Here is a 20,779-nt window from a genome sequence, read left to right on the forward strand (position 1 = left end):
GCTTTTTTGCATTCAATTAAAAGATAGGGGATTAACGATATGTTGAAAAAGAGTCTAGCTCACCTGAAATGGTGGATATGCGGTTATATTTTATTGGGTTTTACTATTCAGCTGCTGAGTAGTTTAGGCATTGTAGTGTTTCAAAAAATATTAGACAAGGCCACGATGATCAACAGCTTTGGTGAAATATCCAATTTGATTATGGTGTACGGGATTTTGCTGGCTGGGGTGGTGATCCTAAATTATGTGGACGAATACCCTAGCGTGTATTTATCGAACAGTATAACGGAGAGATTGAAGATACTTGCACTATCTAAAATATCCAAAATCGACTATCAAGCCTATCAGGATATCGGCACAGGGCAGATGATCAAAGTGATCGAGAACGGGGCAGCGGCTGGAAACAGCATGATCTATTCCTTTTTCCTCAAAACATTACATGAGTTATTGCCCACTCTTCTGTTCAGTCTAATCTTTATTAGCTTCTATGATTTAAGGATCATGTTAGTCATAGCAGCTGGCTACGTGGTCGTCTTTCTAATAACGAATCTGCTGTTGAAATTTCTGTATGCAATGAAGGCTACCATTCTCCAGGAACAAGAAAAGATGTCCAGATTCTCTATCCGTGGCTTTATGGAATTGGTCGTCTTCCGAACTAATAAACGATATGAGAAAGAGATCGATAAGTTAAGCCAGACCGCACGCACTATCATTCATAAAAATGCCCAGCTGCAAATGATCCACGAAGCTTTTTTTGCGATATTCGAGCTGTTTGTCACGGTAATTAAAGTCGTCGTCTTGATTTATGGTGTGAAGAGCATTGTCGCAGGTGATAGCACTCTTGGTGTTGTGGTCGCATTGTTTATGTTCATTGATAAGATTTACTCGCCGATCGCCATCTTTAATGTTCTATTTGTAGATTACAGACTGAATAAAGTGACCTACAAGAGATTTGAGGAGTTTATTGAGGCACCAGAAGATAGAAACTTGGAGTCCGGAGAAGTCGTCACTGAGATTCACGGTAATATTGAATTTAGGAATGTATCTTTTGATTATGGACAAGTGAAGATCTTGAATAATCTGTCTTTTTCGATTGCGCGGGGGATGTCCGTTGCTATTGTCGGATTAAGTGGGGGAGGGAAATCTACTCTGATTAAACTGATCGTAGGCTTATTAAAGAAGGACAAAGGTGAACTCTTATTGGACGGTAAGGATATCGATGAGATCCATCTGGATAGCTACTATGATCATATCTCTTACTTATCACAGGACACGCCGATTTTCGATGCCACGATTAGGGACAATATTGTATTTGATGAGCATACCTTGTCCGATGAAGAGCTGTATGAGATTTTAGAGAAAGTTCATCTAATTGAAAAAGTAAGCCAATTACCGGATCGTTTAGAGACTTTAGTGGGTGAAAAAGGGGTCAAATTATCAGGCGGGGAGAGACAGCGATTAGCCTTTGCCAGAATCATTGCCCAAAAAAGAAATGTTCTTATTCTGGATGAGCCGGTGTCGGCACTTGATAATATTACGGAGCAAAGTCTCCTGGAGACGATTTTGCAGGAATTTAAGGACAAAACTATCATCATTGTTGCCCACCGACTGAATTTTATAAAAGACGTTGATAAGATACTGGTAGTGGATCAAGGCTCGGTTGTGGGTGAAGGGAAGTTTGAGGATTTAATAGAGCATTGCGAAGCCTTTAAAGCGTTATGGAATAGAAAAATATCGTTTACAAATGCTGATTAAATTGTTAACCTCTTCTAAAAAGAGGTGCAATCTATGGCTTGGCCAACACATATTGTAGCGGTAGGTGGATTCGCAGAAAATGAACAAGGAGACATCCTTTTAGTAAAGACTCATCATGGTGGATGGGTATTTCCTGGTGGACAAGTAGAGGTCGGAGAGAACCTAATGGATGCATTAATTCGAGAAATTAAAGAGGAAAGTGGAATAGATGTCACGGTTTCTCAATTGATTGGTGTGTATTCAAATACAGGCATTCATAAATGGTATGACGGCGTGACGGATGTTCCTACCAAGGTCATGTTTGATTTTATATGCAAGCCCGTGGGTGGGGAATTATGTACCTCGGAGGAAACCTCTGAAGTGATGTGGGTGGCAAAAGAGAAAGTGCTTGATTGGATTACACAACCGGCTATTCGTACCCGCTATCAAGCATACTTGGATTACGATGGGAATACGAGGTATATGGATTATGTAACTGGAGGCAAGTTTGAAGTTAATTTGGATCGAACGGTGTAAAAAAAAAGCGATAGGCCATCCTGCAAAGGATGGCTTTTTAAATATAAGAAAGTATAAGTTTCACGCGCTAAAGGCGTTTACGCTTGTTATGCTTTGATGCCCTCAAAGGCAGAGGTGATCAAATATTTCACAAAGGCTTCGTCTAGCTCATCCCCTGTGATCAGAAGCCTGTAAAATAACGGGCCATAGAGCAGATCAATTGTGATCCCAATATCCAGGTCCGCCTTTAATTCGCCCCGGGTCACCCCACGCTCTAACAGATGCCTTGCCTCTTGGCGGCGGGGAGCAAAAAACCTTGCACGATATGCCTCAGCAAGGCCAGCATCGAATTGTCCTTCGCCGATCAACTCGGTAATGATTTTTCCTTCTCGGCTGCGAAGAAAGCTGGCCAGATTTGTGGCATGGATTATAATATCGTCCATGACCGAACCTGTGTCTGGCACCGGCAGTCTTGCGGAAGCTGCAGAGAGGTAGCCGTCCATTACCACGGCTGCTTTGTTAGGCCACCATTTATAAATAGTTGCTTTGCTTACCTTAGCTCGCTCGGCAATTTTTTCTACGGTCACCGCACCAAATCCAGTCTCCAGCAGTAGATCATACGATGCTGCCAGAATAGAAGCCTCCGCTTCGTTATTGCGCGGCCGTCCTCTTTTTTTATCCATCAGAGATCCCTCCCGAATAATCTATCCTTTATTTAACTTGCGGCCTAAAAAGAAACTATACGTTCATTATACAAAAGGTTATATGAAGTAGCCAATCACCTATTTACAAAACTGAACGTTCAGTATATATTTAAAATAATTATTGAACGGTGCGTTTAGTAATTAAAATGGAAGGGTGGAGATCTTATGAATCAAGGAAGACGAATGAATCCGGTAAGTTCAGTGAATCCAGTGAAGGAACATTCGGAAGGAAAGACGATCCCTGGATGGATTACATTTCTACTAGCGGCCTCCTGCGGGCTAATTGTAGCCAATCTGTATTATGCCCAAACCCTGATTGGACAGATCGCTCAAGCTACGCATCTTTCTTCCGGTGCAGCGGGTCTGATTGTGACTTTGACCCAGGTAGGATACGTCCTTGGACTTTTGTTCGTAGTACCGCTTAGCGATATTATTGAAAATCGCCGCCTGACAGTGGCGTCGCTGGTTGTAGTGGTGGTGTCGTTGGTAGCGGCGACAATGGCTCCGAATGCAGCGATCTTTTTGGGAGCGTCCCTGTTCATTGGACTTGGTTCTGTAGCCGCCCAGATTCTTGTGCCTTATGCGTCTTTTCTGGCTGCTGAAGAGCAGCGCGGCCGGGTAGTCGGTAATGTAATGAGTGGGCTGTTGCTCGGCATTATGTTCGCCAGACCTGTAGCCAGCTTTGTCTCTGGATTGTGGGGCTGGCACGCGATTTATGCCATTTCAGCCGTAGTGATTGCCTTATTGACACTCCTATTGTCCCGTGTGCTGCCGCAGCGCCAGCCTGTGCCCACAATGAATTATGGTGGATTGATACGTTCTCTGGGAACTTTGCTGAAGAGTACGCCAGTGCTACGCCGCCGGGCGATTTACCAGGCTAGCCTGTTCGGAGCCTTCAGCCTGTTCTGGACGACGGTCTCTCTGCATCTGGCTGATACGTATCATTTAAGTCAGCAAGGCATTGCCTTGTTTGCATTGGCCGGAGTGGCTGGGGCTATCGCTTCTCCCATCGCTGGGAGACTGGCTGACCGGGGCTGGACCCGTCCGTTGACCGGACTTGCGTTTGTGCTGGCAGCTGTGGCTTTTCTTCTTGCTTACTTGTTTCAGAATGATTCAAGAGTGACGCTCGGATTGCTGGTTGCAGCAGCTATTATGCTGGATATGGGGGTATCGGGTAATCTGGTGCTTGGACAAAGGGCAATTTATTCCCTTGGCAACGAGGCGAGAGGACGTTTGAACGGATTGTTTATGGCGATATTTTTCGTAGGCGGAGCCATCGGCTCTTCACTGGGCGGCTGGGCATATGCGTACGGCGGCTGGAGTCTGACCAGCTTGATCGGTCTGGCGCTGCCGATCTTGGCCTTCTTGTACTATTTAACGGAGAAGAAGCAAGCGTAAGAGGTTCAAATAAAGCTGGTACATTATAAGGACTGCTCTCCGGGCTGGATATAGTCAGCCTAGAGAGCAGCTTTTTTACGTAAATATAGGATGGCTCAAGGACATAATCAGCACAGTGTTGCTCAAGATGTGATGATTGACTAATTAGTAACATATAACCGGTGGATAAACCTGCAAAAGTACATCTTTTTATAATACGTGGAGAGCTGAAGCACTTATTCCTGCGAATCTGCAGTTATTTTTGCTCTAGAAGAAGCTTTCAAGCCATTTGTGAGGAAATTTCCTGCACATTTGCAGTTTTTGGTCGGCATGATGAGGATAGCTGTACAAAAAGCTGCACTATTGCAGGTTTTCACTATTCCAGCGAGAGGTATGCAGAGAAAGGTATGCAGAGAAAAGTATGGATGAATAAGAGGGCTAACGAGACATTAATACTACATCGTATAAGGATTTTGGCGAATCATCTGAATAAGGTTTGACGCAGAGGCGGATAACGGTTCATTCTGTCGAGTGCAGATCGCAATGCTGTTCTTCAGATGTATGCCTTCCACATAAACACGGCATAATTCTCCACGTTCTACATATTCACGTACAACGAGTGAAGAGACGAAGTTGGCGCCATATCCGGCGATAACGGCTTGGATCGCTTCATGAAGTCCGTTGAATTGCAAGGAGATCGTGGGAGCAGGCGTATTGTATGTGCGGCATAAAGATAACAATCTCTCTCTCGTCGAGCTCCCTTCCTCACGCATGACAAAAGGCTCCTTCATCATTTCGGATAAAGAAATCTGCTGATTCGCATAGGGGTGATGGGGTGCGACCACAAACCATAACTCATCCTGAAATAACTCTTCTGTCCGGATCGTATCTGGATAGGCCTCGGCAATCCCTCCGTAAATCGCCATATCCACGTCTACATTTAACAGCTGCTTCAGAGCATCGCTTGAATTGGTGGTGGTAATCACCATTTCCACTTGCTCATATTGTTGCTTGAACTTTGCGATCCAGGTAGGGATAAGGAAGTGAGCAGGCAAATATGTCGCGGCTAGACGAATACTTCCATTCGTGCCGTTAACGTAATCCTGGGCGAATTGTTCGATCTGCTGTTCGACGGCGAACAGTCTTTTGGCGAGTAAGGCAAGCGCTTCACCCGCATCTGTTAAAGCAATTCCTCTGCCTTGAGGCTTAAATAGGGCGAAGGATAGTTCCTTTTCGAATTTCTTGATCTGAGCAGTAATCGCAGGCTGACTGATATTTAAAGTTTCTGAGGCGCGTGTCACACTTCCTGTTGATGCGATTACATGGAATAAGCGCAAGGCGTGAAGATTCATGGTTAAACTCCCTTTATTCAATTCATATATTAACTATATAGTTTAGATTTAAAGATATATTATATTTATGATTATAACTGATTTACAATACAGGTATAAAGTAAAAGTTGAAGTTGAAGTTGAACTTGTATTTTGGACTTAAATCTTTAGTTAGGGAAAGGGAGTAACGAAGAGGAGGTTTGGAACTGTAGGAGCGTTAGCGACCGCCTTTGTCCACGGATTTCAACCGCGAATAGTGGTTTAATTAATGAAATCTGGGGACAACAGCGGCCGGAAGTCCAAACACTCCTCGTAGTTATGACCGATCCCTAATTGTGGCCATTAAATTTTTATTTCAAAGGAGAAGTGATAAATATGAATCAAACGACTACATGGGATAAAGTTGATCAGTACATTACAGAACGTCTAATTCCACAGGACTCCGTGCTGGAGGAAGTGTTGTTCGCCAATCAACAGGCAGGGCTGCCGCCTTTTGATGTTTCACCTAGTCAGGGTAAGTTCCTTAGCCTATTGGTTCAAATGAAAGGTGCACGCCGAATTCTGGAGATTGGCACATTGGGTGGGTACAGTACGATTTGGATGGCAAGAGCGCTCCCGTCTGACGGACATATCGTTACCTTGGAGCTTGATCCATCGCATGCTCAGGTGGCTGGGGCTAATTTCTCGCTTGCTCAAGTAGATGATCTGATAGAACTTCGTATAGGCGATGCTTTGGGGCAGTTGTCTCAGATGGAACAAGAGGGTGTGGAACCCTTTGACTTTATATTCATTGACGCGGATAAACCGAATAACAATAACTATTTACAATGGGCACTTAAATTCTCCCGGCCTGGTACAGTGATTATAGGCGATAATGTGATTCGTGAAGGTGAGGTCATTAACAAGAATAGCAAAGATCCTCGTGTAGTAGGCGTACGGGAATTTTATGATCTGTTGGCTGAAGAGCCTAGGATTTCGGCTACGGCCATTCAGACGGTGGGAAGTAAAGGGTATGATGGATTCGTATTGGGGATTGTGAATAGCTGATTTATGTATTGCAATATCCAACAATTGTAATATAATCTATTGAAAATCCAATAGTGAGAGGTACTTTCAATGCAACCTACATTTGAAACCCAAAGGTTAATTCTAAGACCGTTTCAATCCACAGATGCAAGTAACGTTCAAGCGCTTGCTGGGGATATAGAAGTAGCTAGAACAACGCTGTCTATACCTCATCCCTATCCTGATGGAGCGGCTGAATCTTGGATTGGTTCTTGTAAGAAGAGAGCAGACGATGGTGAAGGATTCCCTTTTGCTTTAATTAGTAAAGAGAGCAATACCTTAATAGGTTGTATGAGTCTAAATATAGACAAATCGCATGTAAGAGGTGAACTTGCATATTGGGTAGGCAAGCCTTTTTGGGGAAATGGTTATGCGACGGAAGCGGCAAAGCAATTGATCGATTTCGGATTCGAAGACTTGCTATTAAATAAAATATGGGCAGCGGCAATGACTAGAAATCCTGCTTCCTCCAATGTTATGAAAAAAGCTGGAATGAGATTTGAAGGGGAATTTAAACGGCATATTTTGAAATGGGATAAGTTCGAGGATCTAGTCTTTTACGGGTTAACTAGAATAGAATATGAAGATAGGTGCTCCTAAGCCATAATGGCTTTTGGAACACCCTCTTTGTTTTAGAGCGACTCTTTGATTACCTTTTTATAATAGAAGACGGACAGCACTGCAAAGACAGAATACAAAGCCGTGTATAAGAGCATTACCAGAATCATTGGTGTCATAAGCTCTGTACCGAAGAAGAACCAGCCCGATTTAACGGCAAAGTAGCTATGAAGCAGACCTATGACTAATGGAATCCCGAAATTGAACAATTGCTTCATCTGAATCCCTCTTAGCAGATCACCTTGCGTGAAACCAAGCTTTCTTAGGATCGTGTAGTTGGGTTTTTCGTTCTCGCTCTCATCCATTTGTTTAAAGTAAAGGATACATCCAGAGGTAATCAGGAACGTTAACCCCAGAAAGGCAACGATAAACATGATGAGGCCCATATTTTGCTTTTGATTATTTTTCGTTTCCAGTTGAGAGTCGGTTATGCTGCCCTTTTTAAAATTCATATTCTGAAAAAGATCATTAGCCTGTTCAACGCTTGCCCGTTCCTTCATATCGATTCCGATATTAAGAGAGGATTTTTTTTGAAGGGCTGGATCTAGATTGTTCTGTAAGCGTTCGAAGACCGTTTCGTCTACAATAGCTACGGGTAAGCCGCCACCAGTGAAATACCCTAAAATAGGTGCGTCCTTATTTATAGTTGTATATGTCTGCGGAATAACCTCATGCGCTCCCTTAAACTCAATGGGGCCTTCGTCTTTCATCGAAATCAGATTATCGAGTGCACTGCTTGTCTTTGTAAAATAGGTCTCATCCGGTGATACATCGATGCCTTCAAGTTCATTTTCGCTAATGACTGGAAGGGTCATAATCTTAGAGACTATACCGGAGCTCTTTGGAGTCTCACCGAGGACCTTTTCCATATTCGCATCTACCTGAATGACTTCGGTTATTTTTTCTGTAAACATCAAATTTTCAGCCGTTAATGCCTCTTTAAATTGATCAGCCTCCTGGATATCCGTAAGAATAAAATCTGACGGAACATAGAGCTTCGCACTTTTCTCAGCAGAGTAGAACGAAATGTAGCTCAAGGATAATAAACCTAGCGCCAGCGCTGATACCGTTGTAATGACGGTCAGTAATACGGCATTTGATTTCATTCGGAACATAATGGAGGAGAGTGACAACACCTCTTTAATATTTAGATACCCGTTTTTCTTTTTGCGAATGAGATGAAAGATAAAGCTTACAGAGCCTTTATAAAAAAGATAAGTCCCAATGATAACTGAAGCCAGAATAGTGATCATGGCTATAGATAGCTCAGTCATTGATGTTAAGTCTCCGCTAAACAATCGAGATGAAATCGAATAGCCAAGCAGAATCAATCCAATCCCAGCGATCCCTATAATCATTTCAAAGATAGACAGCTTTTTCACATTGCCTTCTGTGGTTGAGGTCACCCGGAATAAGGATAAAATGCTCTGTCTTTTAATAAAGCTATAATTCATCAGCATGATTAAGAGATAGATTACAAAGAATACAATCAGCGTTTGAATCAGGGCTGGAGCAGAAAAACGAAGGGAGGCTATCGCATCGACCCCTATCGTTTTAAAAAGAATCATGAGAATTAACTTTGAAACAGAAAAGCCTACGGCGATCCCTAGAACTAAAGATCCGAAATATAGAATGAAGTTCTCTGCCGAAAGAATTCGAAATATTTTACCCTTGGTCATCCCGATTAATTGGAACAGGCCAATTTCTTTCCCCCGGCGTTTGATGAAGATGGTGTTAGCATATAACAGGAAAATGGATACAATTGCGACCAGTAAGACCGAGGCAGCCTTAATTGCTGCGCCACCCTTGACCGAGCCTTCTACCGCATCCATTGAAGGATCGTATTGCAACGTAACAAAGGCGAAATATAAGGCCACGCTAAAAACGAGAGCAAACACATACAGGTAGTAATTTCTGATGTTTTTTCGCAGATTTCGAAGCATCAGTACATTAATGCTCATTCTGCACACCGCCTAATACACCTTGTGTTTTTATGATATCGTTGAAGAACACTTGTCTTGATTGTTCCCCTTTATTCAACTGCGTATAGATCGTACCGTCCTTTATAAAAATAACTCTGCTGCAATAACTCGCTGCCACCGGATCATGTGTAACCATAACGATTGTTGCTTTCCGTCTTTGATTGAGTTCACTCAGCTTGTTTAACAAATCAGAAGCAGATTTAGAATCCAAAGCTCCCGTAGGCTCGTCAGCAAAAATAATGCTTGGATCATGAATGAAGGCCCGAGCCGCAGAGGTACGTTGTTTTTGCCCACCGGAAATTTCATTCGGGTACTTATTCTTTAACTCTAAAATCCCCAGTTCCCGCGCGACGTTTTCAAATTTCTCATTGGCGATTTTCTTGGGTGTTTTGGTAATGGATAGCGGTAAGAGGATGTTTTCCTTCACCGTCAGCGTGTCCAAGAGATTGTACTCTTGAAAAATAAAGCCTAAATGATTCTTCCGAAATTCAGCTAATTGCTTTTCTTTCATATTAGAAATTTCATTACCCTCGATGGTAATCGATCCGTTGCTGATCTGGTCAATTGACGAAAGAACGTTAAGCAGTGTGGTCTTTCCTGAACCGGAAGAGCCCATAATACCGACAAACTCGCCTTCCTCTATTGAAATATCTAAGCCGCTCAGCACGGATTGTTTGTTTAATTTGTTACCGTAGCTTTTATGAATTTTAGTGGCTTCTAGAATTGCCATAATGATTCACTCCCCTTTTCTATAAGCTTTATTATAAAAGGCTTTACCGTTCTTATCCTTCGATTGCCCGAACAAAATAAAAAAGCATGTGACATTGTTGTCACACGCTTGAGAGCTTCACGAATTCATTTTTGAGCGGGAAGGTTAAAGTGAATGTCGTTCCTAATCCGAGCCTCGACTCAACTCCGATAACGATCAACAAGGATTGGGCTGCTTTTTTAGCTAAATATAATCCCATGCCTGTGGCGGCATTGTCACGATGTACCGTTGTGGAAGTAAATCCTCTATCAAATATGCGAGGCAGATCTTTGGGATCTATTCCGCGCCCACCATCCTTCACCTCAAGAACGATATGCTCATCTTGCTGATAGCTGTTCACTGTAATATCTGATGCTTCGCTATATTTTACAGCGTTGGTTAGGAGTTGTCGGAGGATAAAAGCTAGCCATTTGGCATCACTAAGCACTTCAGCTACCTCCAAGTTCAGTTCAAAGCCAATGCCCTTCTGAATACACCAGGATTGCAGCGTCTTGATCTCCCCGAAAATTAGCGTTTCTAAATCGATATGTTCTATATATAAATCATTCTCGATAAAAGGAATTCGCCTTTGATGAAGCTGTTGGTCCAGCAGAAGGTGAATACGCAGCCATTCATAGGTCAGATTTTTCTTCATTCCTTCATCTTCCATACGCTCAATCATTAGATGCATCGCTGTCAGAGGGGTTTTCACCTCGTGAATCCAAGACAACAGTTCATCCTTTTCCTGCTCTAACGTTATCTGATTATTCGAAGCTGCTTGTTTTAAACATTTAGCTTGATTGGTGATGCTCTCTTCAATAATTTTCTCAAACGGGCTTTCGGGGGTAGCGATACTTGTTACATCCAGATCATCATCCCGCTCAGCTAAGCTTTTATAAAACCTGGTTTCTCTGGGATAGCGAAGGATTAAGAACATCAGGAAAAAAAACATCGATAAAGAGATCACATAGAGAACCGAAGAGAGTGGGATGGATGGATCCATATAGGTAACAAAGAGTATAAATAGATTGGTAAAGAGAACTAGTATAATCCAGCTGATTCTTTCCAAGAGATACTTTTTAATCATAGTGCTTCCTCTTCGATGGCCATATACCCTTGTCCCACCTTCGTCTCAATGAAAACACCTAATCCAAGCTCATCCAGCTTCTTTCGAAGCCGATTTACGTTGACGGTAAGGGTGTTGTCACTAATAAAACGTTTATCATCCCAAAGGCTATTGATTAATTCCTCGCGGGTGACGATTTTATTCTTTTTCTCAATCAGCAATTTTAATATAAAAATCTCATTTTTCGTAAGCTCAATCGATCCCAGGTTATGGGTCAATAGATTTCTCTCATAATCCACGGTTGCTCCACACCATGTCTTGAGTTCGATGTTATCTGTGTTGTAATTGTAGACACGCCGAAGAATCGCTTGTACTTTGGCAATGAGTACATCGAAATGGAAGGGCTTTTGTATATAGTCATCGGCTCCAAGCTGCATCGACATCACCATATCCGTAGGATGATCACGGGAAGATAAGAAGATAATCGGAAGGTTGGAGTGGGAGCGAATCATTCGGCACCAATGAAATCCATCGAATTTAGGTAATTGGATGTCGATGATAACTAAATCAGGTTTGATCTCTATAAATTCCTGCGTGACATTGCTGAAATCTTGAATGCCGTACACATCATAAGACCACTGCGTAAGTCGCTCTTTAATCTCATTAAACAGTGTCGTGTCGTCTTCGATTAATAATAGCTTGAACAAATGCTTCACCACACTTTTTGTTAGTTAGTGTTTACAGCATTTTAGATAATACATCCTGATAATGCTTAAACTCTTTGGTTTCATTTAGATTAGGGCATGTCCTTAAGGATAGCAGAGCGCTTTCGATTAAGAACTGTCTTGGTTCCTTATTGTTCATGATTTCTTCCTGGATAAAGTATAACAGCTTTAGATAATTAGTGAGGTTCGCATCACCGGGCGCAAAGGATCTCTCTATAATTTTCTTCAAGCTTATGGTGGCAAAGGATAAATCATTATTGAAAAAGTCAGAGTATTCCGAAGCGGGCAATAACTTGTCCACGTGATCCGGGGAGATGAGCTGAATGCCTCTTTGACTTACTTCTTCAACAATAGTTTGGATAAGAGTAGTGCAATAATTAATGATTTGCTCAGAAGTGATGACTTCATTCATAGCACTGTTGATTTGCAGCATATTTTGCAGAATCCCGTTAAAAATGATGGCTCCATCCAGTAAATAGGGTTTCTTATCTTCAGGGAAGATATGAAGGAAACGTTCATATACCCAGGTTAGCAGGCTGAACTTCGTTTTTTTGATAAACGTTATTAATTCTGGATCATTGGAGACCAGAGCATCCTCAACAAGCTGTAACAACTTATTTTTTTTATTAATTTTCATGACCAACTGAATCTGCTCGGCAAATATCTTAATGTCAGAGGGATCTTGACCAATGAGCAGTGAATTTCGCCCTTCTTCCAGCTGAATGTGAATAGAAGTGAATACAGCCTTAAAAAGATCCCCCTTGGAAGGAAAATAGTTATAAAAAGATCCTTTGGAGATACGACTATGATTCAAAATATCCTGAATGGATGTGGCGTGGTAGCCTTTTTCAATAAATAGTTCATGTGCTTTATGAATCACTTGCTCTTTGCGTTTATTTATCATCTGAGGTGCCCCTTTAAGCTGGACTCTTTGTTCCAATATAGACTAGCTTATATTTCCACTTAATACAATTTCAATTTTAAATGAATTTTGTCTTGCCAAGCAGGAAATAAGAGAGTATTATATTGTACACTGGTTTGTAACTAGAGTTCAAATTTGAACCGTTAGTATGATTATAGAATGGAGGATTCCAAAATGAAAGCAAAAGAAAGCAAAGCGTCTTACGGGATATTGGCAATCCTCATGATTGGTGCTTTTGTTGCTTTACTGAGTAATACTCTACTCAATATAGCTTTACCATCGATTATGAAGGATTTTGATGTCAGTGCCTCAACGGTACAGTGGCTATCAACAGGTTATATGCTAGTGAACGGGATCATGATTCCTTCAACAGCCTTTTTGATTCAAAAGTATACTGCGAGACGGTTATTCTTAATCGCCATTGGATTATTTGCGATAGGAACCTTTATCGGAGGCTTTGCTTCAAGTTTCCCTGTGTTGTTGATCGCCAGAATGGTTCAGGCTTCAGGGGCAGCGATCATGATGCCATTATTAATGAACGTATTGTTCACAACCTTTCCTCCTGAGAAACGTGGTTCAGCTATGGGGATGTTCGGGTTGGTTATGATTTTTGCACCAGCGATCGGACCTACATTATCCGGCTGGATTATTCAGCACTATGAATGGCCTGTTCTATTCTTTATGATTGCTCCAATCGCCGTATTGGTGTTTATTCTGGCCTTTTTTAAATTGCATGATCCTAAAAAAGATGTGGCGATTAAGATCGATTTCTTATCCGTAGTTCTATCAGCGATTGGGTTCGGGGGTCTTCTATACGGCTTCAGTTCCGCTGGGAACAAAGGATGGGATGATCCAATGGTCTACTCTGCACTTATTATCGGAGCGATTGGATTAGTGATCTTCATTATGCGCCAAATGAAGATGAAGGAGCCTATGCTTAACTTCAGAGTGTACAAATATCCGATGTTCGCTTTATCTTCAGCGATTTCGATTACACTGAATATGGCAATGTTCTCTGCGATGATGCTAATGCCGATCTACCTGCAAAATATTAGAGGAATTTCACCGCTGGATTCGGGACTTCTAATGTTGCCTGGTGCGCTAATTATGGGTGTAATGTCACCAATTACAGGTAAATTGTTCGATAAATTCGGCGGTAAGGTGTTAGCGCTAATCGGCTTAGCGATTGTAGTGATCAGTACGTATTTCTTTAGTGATTTGACTGAAACGACTAAGTATTCGACACTCATGATTCTGTATTCTGTGAGAATGTTCGGGATCTCTATGGTGATGATGCCAGTTATGACCAATGGTCTGAACTCGATCCCAGCCAAATATACTCCGCATGGTACTGCCATGAACAGTACGATTCAGCAAGTATCAGGGGCGATTGGCGGAGCACTGCTCGTAACCATTATGTCTAACAGTACCACTTCACATGTGAAGGATATGGTCGCTGATGCTGTAAGTAAATTAACGACTAAACCTTCGGCAGACCAATTGCTTGGTATACAAAATCAAGTCATTGCGAAAGCCACTATTGAAGGAATTAACGATGCATTCTTAGTATCCGTAGGTGTAGCGATTATTGCATTTATTCTAGCCTTCTTTATTAAAAGAGGCGTACAGCCTAAGGAAACGGCAGAAGAGAAAGTGACTGCAAAGAAAGTAGCTGCTAAGCAAGTTACAACGCATTAGTCTATATTCAAAAAGGCGCTCACCTTATAGGTGATGCGCCTTTTTTTGCTAATGTTAATTTATGAAGATTACTTAAAACGATGTGTTAATCTCGGACCATCCTGAATAACTGTGATAGATTTGTCGTTCGCGACATATAACCTGTTCGATAGTGGATTAAGTGCAATATTTACGCCTGTTACGGAGGGGAATACCGCAATTCTTTTAAACGTACTGGCGTTATATACGGACATTCTGTTCTTATTGAAATTACTGACAAATAAATGATTTGTAATCGGGTTGATGAATGTGCTGGAGGAGGAAGATAACACTCTAGTTGCGATCACCTTATTGGTATTTCCATTAAGCACAAAAAGCTTCCCTTGTTTAACCTGTTGAGCGCTGGAGACGTAAACACGGTTCGTAAGCGGATTAAGGATGACCTCGCTTTGTAGCCGTCCAAGCTGTACATTCTTGAGGAGCTTGTTGGTGCGGCCATTGATCACGGAAAGAAAGCGGCTTAAGTTGTTCGCTACATAAATACGGTTTGTTACCGGATTTAGCGCTGGTGTGATCACTGGATTGTTGCCGACTTTTATAGTTGCGATCACAGTTTGAGTACAGCCGTTGATGACAGATACGGAGTTGTTTATCGTATTTGTTACATAAATGCGATTGGTACGTTTATTAATGACGATCGCGGAAGGGCGACCGCCGATCTGGATAGTAGTCCGAATGCTGTTCGATCTGCCATCGATGACGGTTACGATGCCAGAGGCACTCGACACATAAATCAGGTTCGTTCGAACATTAACGTTAACACTATCAGGGTTGCTGCCTACTTGGAGGGTCTTAATTACACGGTTTGTCCGTCCGTTAATTACAGATATTGTCCCATCGCGGAAGTTGGTGACATACACACGGTTTGTTCTTGGGTTTATTGCAAGCTTAAGTGGAAATCTACCTACCGGGATGGTTGCAATGATCCGATTGGTTAGGGTGCTCAAAACACCGACAGTTCCGGCTGTAGTATTAGGATTTACGAAGTATACCCGATTGGTTATGGGATTTACCTCAATATCTCCGACGGGTACGGATGTGGGAACTGTGGTTATGATGGTGGGTAACGCCATGATATAACCCCCTCTTCAAATGACTAGATGCTTCATTATATTTGGGCAAGGGCAAAAGGGTACTACATATATCGTTGCAAGATGACACTGACTATCCTTATAGAATAAGGTAAGGTATACTGGAATGAACTTTTCAGTAAGAGGTGATTAAATGGCTGGGACAGTCTCCATATTAGGCGTTCCATTTTCAAAGCTAACACTTGATGAGACAACGCTTCATCTAACAGAACATATTCAATCCGGAGAACCGAAGCTATTTCATTTGATTACGGCGAACCCGGAAATTACGATAACAAGCCAATCGGACGAGCTGCTTCGAACCATACTCCATGAGGCAGATTTGATTACTCCTGATGGGATTGGCATTGTGCTGGCATCGAGAAGAAAAGGTGACCCTATAGCTGAACGAGTTACGGGGTATGAACTACTTCTTGAGCTGCTCGCACAAGGGAATAAGCTGGGTTGGAGCTTTTATTTCTTAGGCACGGATGAGCATACCAGCTGTAAAGCGGTTGAAAAGATTACAGAGCTTTATCCGAATGTTAAAATTGCCGGAAGACATAATGGTTTTCTTGCTAAAGAAGAGGAACCGGCCATTGTGGCAGAGATTCAGCACGCACAGCCAGATTTCCTGATTGTCGCGATGGGGGCTCCATACTCTGACAAGTGGGTTTATAAGCATAAACAGGCGCTTTCTCAGGTTAAGGTTGTGTTTGGCGTGGGGGGAAGCTTGGATGTTATAGCGGGAAAAGTGACTCCAGCCCCTGCGATATGGAAGAAACTCAATTTGGAGTGGCTGCATCGACTCTTATTCGCACCTGTGGCCAAAGGACAAAAGTCGCGCTGGCGCAGGCAAGCAGTTCTTCCTAAATTCGTGTATCGAGCTATGATTAGGAAATAAGGTACAGCAGTAAATATAGTCTTTCACTATTTCTGCAATTTGTAGAAATAGTGAAAGACTTTTTTTTGTTATCGCTTTACAGGAAACATGCCCTAAGTATTTAAGAGAGAATATTGGCTGGAACAATTCCAATATATTACTGATTGCTTTTTTAAGAATGTTGTAATAAAATCTTATCAAGATAATAAATTATTATCAAAATAGAAAAGACGTAAAACGAAAGGAGTGAGATGCTCACATGTTAGAAGATCGCAGCTGCCTGGAGTCCTATTTTCCAATTGCTTCTTTTATTGCTTCAATTATAGGTTCAAAATGTGAGGTTGTTATTCATGATATAAGCAATCCAGAGCGTTCAATTATTTTTATTGAGAACGGATACATTAGTGGGCGTAAAGTAGGCGATAGTTCAACAGATCTCGTGCTTAAGCTGTTGAAAGATGAGTCCTACCGTGAGCAACCGTTTATTGCTAACTATAAAGCGCGTGGTTCGCAAGGTCAGGTATTTCGCTCCGCTACTTATTATATTAAAAACAGCAGCAGCGAATTGGTTGGTATGATGTGTATTAACATTGATGTCACGCATATGGAGGTTGCAGCTGAGTGGATACAAAACATTTTGCAAGGAGGATCAACACTTCCACCAGTACCGTTAATACCACAACAACAAGAGGTTGTAGAGAAGCAGACGGAAGAGTATTTACAAGGAAACGTAGATGACCTACTCCAGCACATGATTGATTCGGTGCTTGGTAAAATTAATGTCCCGGCAGAGCGATTGTCCTCGAAAGAGAAGATTGAACTTGTGAAAGTACTTAACGAGCAGGGCGTGTTTCTACTTAAAGGTGGAGTTTCTCAAGTCGCTAAGACCTTGATGATATCTGAGCCAACAGTTTATCGTTATTTGCAAAAAATTAAGTGAGAATAAACAGAACTCTCGAGAGAGGAAGTGGGCTAGATGACAATAGACTTTGATAAGGTTGTTAGCCGATATGGGACCAATTGCGCTAAGTGGGATGGTATGGCGCAAGTTTTGGGCAGAGAAATGATAGCGCTTTCCGTCGCGGATATGGATCTTCAAGCCCCTCCACAGGTGATAGAGCGAGTAACGGAGATGGCGAAGCATGGCATATATGGATATACCGATCCTTTTCCACCTTATTATGAGGCAGTTCAGGGATGGATTAAAAAAGCTTACGATTGGGAGGTTCCGCAAGAATGGATCGTGTTTTGCCCTCGTATTGTGCAAGCGGTTTCTCTGATCATTCAGAACTTCACTCAACCAGGTGATCAAGTGTTAATCCATACGCCAGCCTATCAGCCGGTTGCTAAATCGGTAGAACTAAATAACCGCGTATTAGTGGAAAGTCCACTTCGTGAAGTGAACGGGCGTTATGAGATAGATTTTGCTGATATGGAGTTGCGAATGCAAGAAGGGGTTAAAATTGTACTGCTCATCTCACCGCATAATCCGGTTGGACGAGTATGGACACGAGCCGAACTAGAACGAATCGTTAGCTTGTGTACAAAATATGATGCTTATATTGTATCGGATGATATTCATGCCGACTTTATCCATGCTGGCCATGAGCATACGATAATCGGGAGGATATCGACTGAGGCAGAGCAGCGATCCTTTATCTGTACTTCCCCAGGGAAGACCTTCAATCTTGCAAGCCTTGAAATTGCTAACATCGTGATTCCGAATGATCAGCTGCGTGAGAGATTTAGACATTGCTTACAGCAAGCAGGCTGTCATAACCCAACCTTTTTTGCAGTACCTGCATTAGAAGTGGCTTATACGGAATGCGATGAATGGCTGGAAGAATTACGAGGTTATATCACGGCCAATATCGATTGGGTGAAAGTTTATATAGCTGAATATATGCCTGAGCTTCGCGTGATCGAATCAGAAGGAACCTATCTATTATGGGTGGATTGTAGGGCAATTAGCACCAACGAAGCAGAGCTAAAGCAGTGGATTGAGTCCGATGCGAAGGTTAGTGTGAGCTTTGGAACAGGTTTTGGGGCATCAGGAGAAGGCTTTATTCGCTTAAATATTGCAACGCCACTGCCCATGTTACAAGAAGCTTTTCATCGGCTGTACCGGGCCTATCCATTAAAAAATTCATAATAAAAAAATCTTTATCAATGACCTTGAAAGACCTCGTTAGTAGCCTTTTTCAGATCCGTATCAAGGGGGATAATAATCATGTCCAAATCAGAAACACCAAGAGTCAAGAAACAGCCGACGATGTTCTTAGCGCTATTGCCGATTATTATGATGATTGTGCTACTTAGTTTAGGGTATGTGTTGTTTGAATTACCACCAGAACCACTTATTATTACCTCAGCGGTTGTTGCTGGTATTATCGCGATTATTCTTGGTTATAGCTATAACGACATACTAGAATCTATCGCTGGTAAGATCGCGAAAACGATGCCCGCCATTCTTATTCTGATCATGGTTGGTTTTATGATTGGGGCATGGATGGTTGGTGGAACGATTCCAATGATGATTTACTATGGATTGAAAATTATAAGTCCACAATTTCTGCTTATTACCGCATTTATTGCGACAGCTGCCGTTTCGCTTTGTACGGGCACATCTTGGGGGTCAGCGGGAACGATCGGGGTTGCTTTTATGGGCGTTGGCGCGGGTATGGATGCAAACCTAGCAGCAGTGGCTGGTGCAGTAGTTGCAGGTGCTTATTTTGGTGATAAATTGTCACCGCTTTCAGACACGACTAATATTGCGGCGTTAGCAACAGGTGTCAATCTATATGAGCATATTGGACATTTATTGTATACCACAATTCCTTCCTTTATTGTCGCAAGCGTTGTTTTTATTATTACAGGCCTAAACACAGATGCCGCAGGCGCTATTGTTCCGGAGAAGGTTGGAACAATCATGGGATCGTTGAATACAATTTATGACTTTAATCTGCTGCTTATAGTACCCGTATTAATCATCTTGTATGGTTCAATTACGAAGAAACCGACAATACCGGTCATGCTGATCTCTTCTATGTTCGCTATGGCTAACGCACTTGTATTCCAGGGATTTACTTTGAATGATGTCGTATCTTCTGTTGTTAATGGATTTAATATTTCTATGGTTCAAGTTGCTGGGTTTGATTCTGCCAACGTTATTGAAGATGTACCCCGTCTTCTAAATCGTGGCGGAATGAACTCCATGATGGGGACACTTCTCATTTGCTTCTGTGCAATCACGTTCGCTGGAACCATATCTCTGACCAAGTCCTTGGAATTGATTGTTAATAAGCTTTTGAAGTTCGTCCATTCCACAGGTTCAATGATCGTAGCAACAATTGTTACAGGTCTTACGATGATCGGAGTTACAAGTAATGGTCAGGTGTCCATCTTAATGCCAGGTGAAATGCTACGTGAAGCATATATCCGTCGGGGCTTACATCCGAAGAACTTGGGACGTACCATCGAGGATTCAGCGGCGATTACCGAGCCTATTCTGCCTTGGACAGCTGCAGGTGCTTATATGGCGGGTACGCTGGGTGTTGCAACGCTAGATTATTTACCTTGGGCTGTTCTCTGTTGGACAGGAATAATCTTTGCGACGATATGGGGCTTCACGGGATTCGGTATCGCGAAGTTAACGCCAGAGCAACAGGCAGAAATGCTAAAGGAATATGACGGCAACACTAATGAACAAGCTGGATAAAGGAGTCTTTTAAAATGACAAATATGCATAAAGAAACTGTAATAACAACGGATGCACCAGGCGCAATTGGACCTTACTCTCAAGCTGTAAAGCTTGGGAACGTCCTATATACTTCAGGACAACTCGGTCTAGACCCGGTTAATGGGACTTTTCCTGCTACGGTTGAGGAACAGACGGAACGGTCGTTGCTGAATGTCAAAGCCATACTGGAAGCGGCGGGTACAAGCATGGATCAGGTAATAAAGACGACCGTTTTCCTAAAGGATATGAATGATTTTCTTAAGGTGAATGAGATTTATGGAAGGTTTTTTGCTCAGCCATACCCTGCTCGCAGCGCTGTTGAAGTAGCACGTCTGCCTAAGGATGGGCTCGTAGAAATTGAAGTTATAGCTTATGTACCTTAAGTGATCCAGTAACGCTCAAACTACGGATTCCTTTAGAATTTCAGTTAGTTAAGCCTGCACACCCTGTATGGAAAAAGGATAAGGAAATAAGGCAGATGGCCACCCTGGAAAGGGTGGCTTTTTTGAAATATAAGAGTATATAGGCTGAACAGCTTTAATAACTGAGTAGGGAGCTGAGA

19 protein-coding genes are annotated in these 20,779 nt (G+C 42.3%); 11 read left to right on the forward strand and 8 right to left on the reverse strand.

Features of this window, described 5'->3' with window-relative positions; translation table 11 throughout:
* The first annotated feature begins 39 nt into the window (after positions 1-39).
* Together NSU15_RS01900 and NSU15_RS01905 are read left to right on the forward strand one after the other, a co-directional pair.
* The gene (locus NSU15_RS01900; RefSeq protein WP_339288916.1) at positions 40-1,755 is read left to right on the forward strand and encodes an ABC transporter ATP-binding protein; all 1,716 of its coding nucleotides are present in this window, start codon (positions 40-42) and stop codon (positions 1,753-1,755) included.
* Between the two features lie 33 nt (positions 1,756-1,788).
* A complete protein-coding gene (locus tag NSU15_RS01905) occupies positions 1,789-2,271 on the forward strand; it encodes an NUDIX hydrolase (protein WP_339288917.1) in 483 nt (160 codons plus the stop codon).
* 86 nt (positions 2,272-2,357) lie between these two features.
* On the opposite strand, the gene NSU15_RS01910 is transcribed toward NSU15_RS01905, so the two are convergent.
* Entirely contained in the window at positions 2,358-2,933 is a 576-nt protein-coding gene (locus NSU15_RS01910; RefSeq protein WP_339288919.1) for a TetR/AcrR family transcriptional regulator, read from the reverse strand.
* Positions 2,934-3,119: 186 nt separating this feature from the next.
* Between NSU15_RS01910 and NSU15_RS01915 the strand changes: the two genes are divergently transcribed.
* Positions 3,120-4,352, forward strand: coding sequence for an MFS transporter (locus NSU15_RS01915; protein ID WP_339288920.1), 1,233 nt, complete (start codon positions 3,120-3,122; stop codon positions 4,350-4,352).
* Between the two features lie 434 nt (positions 4,353-4,786).
* On the opposite strand, the gene NSU15_RS01920 is transcribed toward NSU15_RS01915, so the two are convergent.
* Entirely contained in the window at positions 4,787-5,683 is an 897-nt protein-coding gene (locus tag NSU15_RS01920; RefSeq protein ID WP_339288922.1) for a LysR family transcriptional regulator, read from the reverse strand.
* 354 nt (positions 5,684-6,037) lie between these two features.
* On the opposite strand from NSU15_RS01920, the gene NSU15_RS01925 reads away from it, so the two are divergent.
* Entirely contained in the window at positions 6,038-6,709 is a 672-nt protein-coding gene (locus NSU15_RS01925) for an O-methyltransferase (RefSeq protein ID WP_076116566.1), read from the forward strand.
* A gap of 69 nt (positions 6,710-6,778) precedes the next feature.
* Positions 6,779-7,327: a GNAT family N-acetyltransferase gene (locus NSU15_RS01930; RefSeq protein ID WP_076116568.1), complete on the forward strand. Its 549-nt coding sequence runs from the start codon at positions 6,779-6,781 to the stop codon at positions 7,325-7,327.
* A 32-nt stretch (positions 7,328-7,359) separates the two neighbouring features.
* Here NSU15_RS01930 and NSU15_RS01935 read toward each other — a convergent pair whose 3' ends face one another.
* From NSU15_RS01935 to NSU15_RS01955, 5 genes are all read right to left on the reverse strand, one after another.
* Positions 7,360-9,306: an ABC transporter permease gene (locus tag NSU15_RS01935; protein WP_339288924.1), complete on the reverse strand. Its 1,947-nt coding sequence runs from the start codon at positions 9,304-9,306 to the stop codon at positions 7,360-7,362.
* Positions 9,296-10,057 carry an ABC transporter ATP-binding protein gene (locus tag NSU15_RS01940; protein ID WP_042123619.1) on the reverse strand — a complete coding sequence of 254 codons (762 nt, stop codon included), beginning with the start codon at positions 10,055-10,057 and terminating at the stop codon, positions 9,296-9,298. Before NSU15_RS01940 ends, NSU15_RS01935 begins: the two co-directional genes overlap by 11 nt.
* A 100-nt stretch (positions 10,058-10,157) precedes the next feature.
* Positions 10,158-11,162: a sensor histidine kinase gene (locus NSU15_RS01945; protein WP_042123621.1), complete on the reverse strand. Its 1,005-nt coding sequence runs from the start codon at positions 11,160-11,162 to the stop codon at positions 10,158-10,160.
* Positions 11,159-11,848, reverse strand: a complete 690-nt coding sequence (locus NSU15_RS01950) for a response regulator transcription factor (RefSeq protein WP_042123624.1) — start codon at positions 11,846-11,848, stop codon at positions 11,159-11,161. Before NSU15_RS01950 ends, NSU15_RS01945 begins: the two co-directional genes overlap by 4 nt.
* 31 nt (positions 11,849-11,879) lie before the next feature.
* Entirely contained in the window at positions 11,880-12,770 is an 891-nt protein-coding gene (locus NSU15_RS01955) for a TetR/AcrR family transcriptional regulator (protein ID WP_339288925.1), read from the reverse strand.
* A gap of 192 nt (positions 12,771-12,962) precedes the next feature.
* Between NSU15_RS01955 and NSU15_RS01960 the strand changes: the two genes are divergently transcribed.
* Complete coding sequence (locus NSU15_RS01960) at positions 12,963-14,486, forward strand: DHA2 family efflux MFS transporter permease subunit (RefSeq protein WP_042123626.1); 1,524 nt, start codon at positions 12,963-12,965, stop codon at positions 14,484-14,486.
* A gap of 68 nt (positions 14,487-14,554) precedes the next feature.
* Here NSU15_RS01960 and NSU15_RS01965 read toward each other — a convergent pair whose 3' ends face one another.
* Positions 14,555-15,598 carry a YncE family protein gene (locus tag NSU15_RS01965; RefSeq protein WP_052414431.1) on the reverse strand — a complete coding sequence of 348 codons (1,044 nt, stop codon included), beginning with the start codon at positions 15,596-15,598 and terminating at the stop codon, positions 14,555-14,557.
* Positions 15,599-15,749: 151 nt separating this feature from the next.
* Here NSU15_RS01965 and NSU15_RS01970 point away from each other — a divergent pair, with 151 nt between their 5' ends.
* The 5 genes from NSU15_RS01970 to NSU15_RS01990 all read left to right on the forward strand — a co-directional run bounded on the left by NSU15_RS01970 (position 15,750) and on the right by NSU15_RS01990 (position 20,600).
* Positions 15,750-16,499, forward strand: a complete 750-nt coding sequence (locus tag NSU15_RS01970; protein ID WP_042123628.1) for a WecB/TagA/CpsF family glycosyltransferase — start codon at positions 15,750-15,752, stop codon at positions 16,497-16,499.
* A 238-nt stretch (positions 16,500-16,737) separates the two neighbouring features.
* Positions 16,738-17,418 carry a PAS domain-containing protein gene (locus NSU15_RS01975; RefSeq protein WP_076116579.1) on the forward strand — a complete coding sequence of 227 codons (681 nt, stop codon included), beginning with the start codon at positions 16,738-16,740 and terminating at the stop codon, positions 17,416-17,418.
* A 36-nt stretch (positions 17,419-17,454) separates the two neighbouring features.
* Positions 17,455-18,630, forward strand: coding sequence for a MalY/PatB family protein (locus NSU15_RS01980; RefSeq protein WP_076116581.1), 1,176 nt, complete (start codon positions 17,455-17,457; stop codon positions 18,628-18,630).
* 78 nt (positions 18,631-18,708) lie between these two features.
* The gene (nhaC, locus tag NSU15_RS01985) at positions 18,709-20,196 is read left to right on the forward strand and encodes a Na+/H+ antiporter NhaC (protein ID WP_076116582.1); all 1,488 of its coding nucleotides are present in this window, start codon (positions 18,709-18,711) and stop codon (positions 20,194-20,196) included.
* Positions 20,197-20,219: 23 nt separating this feature from the next.
* On the forward strand, positions 20,220-20,600 hold the full coding sequence (locus NSU15_RS01990; RefSeq protein WP_042131796.1) for a RidA family protein: 381 nt from the start codon (positions 20,220-20,222) through the stop codon (positions 20,598-20,600).
* Positions 20,601-20,779: the final 179 nt, after the last annotated feature.

This window comes from Paenibacillus sp. FSL E2-0201, assembly GCF_037963325.1.
GTDB lineage: Bacteria > Bacillota > Bacilli > Paenibacillales > Paenibacillaceae > Paenibacillus_AQ.

What these genes read in the sequence shown, in the direction of transcription:
- NSU15_RS01930 (WP_076116568.1), top strand. Translation starts at nt 6,779, where the DNA reads ATGCAACCTACATTTGAAACCCAAAGGTTAATTCTAAGACCGTTTCAA.
- NSU15_RS01925 (WP_076116566.1), top strand. Translation starts at nt 6,038, where the DNA reads ATGAATCAAACGACTACATGGGATAAAGTTGATCAGTACATTACAGAA.
- NSU15_RS01940 (WP_042123619.1), bottom strand. Translation starts at nt 10,057, where the DNA reads ATGGCAATTCTAGAAGCCACTAAAATTCATAAAAGCTACGGTAACAAA.
- NSU15_RS01945 (WP_042123621.1), bottom strand. Translation starts at nt 11,162, where the DNA reads ATGATTAAAAAGTATCTCTTGGAAAGAATCAGCTGGATTATACTAGTT.
- NSU15_RS01970 (WP_042123628.1), top strand. Translation starts at nt 15,750, where the DNA reads ATGGCTGGGACAGTCTCCATATTAGGCGTTCCATTTTCAAAGCTAACA.
- NSU15_RS01910 (WP_339288919.1), bottom strand. Translation starts at nt 2,933, where the DNA reads ATGGATAAAAAAAGAGGACGGCCGCGCAATAACGAAGCGGAGGCTTCT.
- NSU15_RS01915 (WP_339288920.1), top strand. Translation starts at nt 3,120, where the DNA reads ATGAATCAAGGAAGACGAATGAATCCGGTAAGTTCAGTGAATCCAGTG.
- NSU15_RS01990 (WP_042131796.1), top strand. Translation starts at nt 20,220, where the DNA reads ATGCATAAAGAAACTGTAATAACAACGGATGCACCAGGCGCAATTGGA.
- NSU15_RS01905 (WP_339288917.1), top strand. Translation starts at nt 1,789, where the DNA reads ATGGCTTGGCCAACACATATTGTAGCGGTAGGTGGATTCGCAGAAAAT.
- NSU15_RS01920 (WP_339288922.1), bottom strand. Translation starts at nt 5,683, where the DNA reads ATGAATCTTCACGCCTTGCGCTTATTCCATGTAATCGCATCAACAGGA.
- NSU15_RS01900 (WP_339288916.1), top strand. Translation starts at nt 40, where the DNA reads ATGTTGAAAAAGAGTCTAGCTCACCTGAAATGGTGGATATGCGGTTAT.
- NSU15_RS01980 (WP_076116581.1), top strand. Translation starts at nt 17,455, where the DNA reads ATGACAATAGACTTTGATAAGGTTGTTAGCCGATATGGGACCAATTGC.
- NSU15_RS01960 (WP_042123626.1), top strand. Translation starts at nt 12,963, where the DNA reads ATGAAAGCAAAAGAAAGCAAAGCGTCTTACGGGATATTGGCAATCCTC.
- nhaC (WP_076116582.1), top strand. Translation starts at nt 18,709, where the DNA reads ATGTCCAAATCAGAAACACCAAGAGTCAAGAAACAGCCGACGATGTTC.
- NSU15_RS01965 (WP_052414431.1), bottom strand. Translation starts at nt 15,598, where the DNA reads ATGGCGTTACCCACCATCATAACCACAGTTCCCACATCCGTACCCGTC.
- NSU15_RS01935 (WP_339288924.1), bottom strand. Translation starts at nt 9,306, where the DNA reads ATGAGCATTAATGTACTGATGCTTCGAAATCTGCGAAAAAACATCAGA.
- NSU15_RS01975 (WP_076116579.1), top strand. Translation starts at nt 16,738, where the DNA reads ATGTTAGAAGATCGCAGCTGCCTGGAGTCCTATTTTCCAATTGCTTCT.
- NSU15_RS01955 (WP_339288925.1), bottom strand. Translation starts at nt 12,770, where the DNA reads ATGATAAATAAACGCAAAGAGCAAGTGATTCATAAAGCACATGAACTA.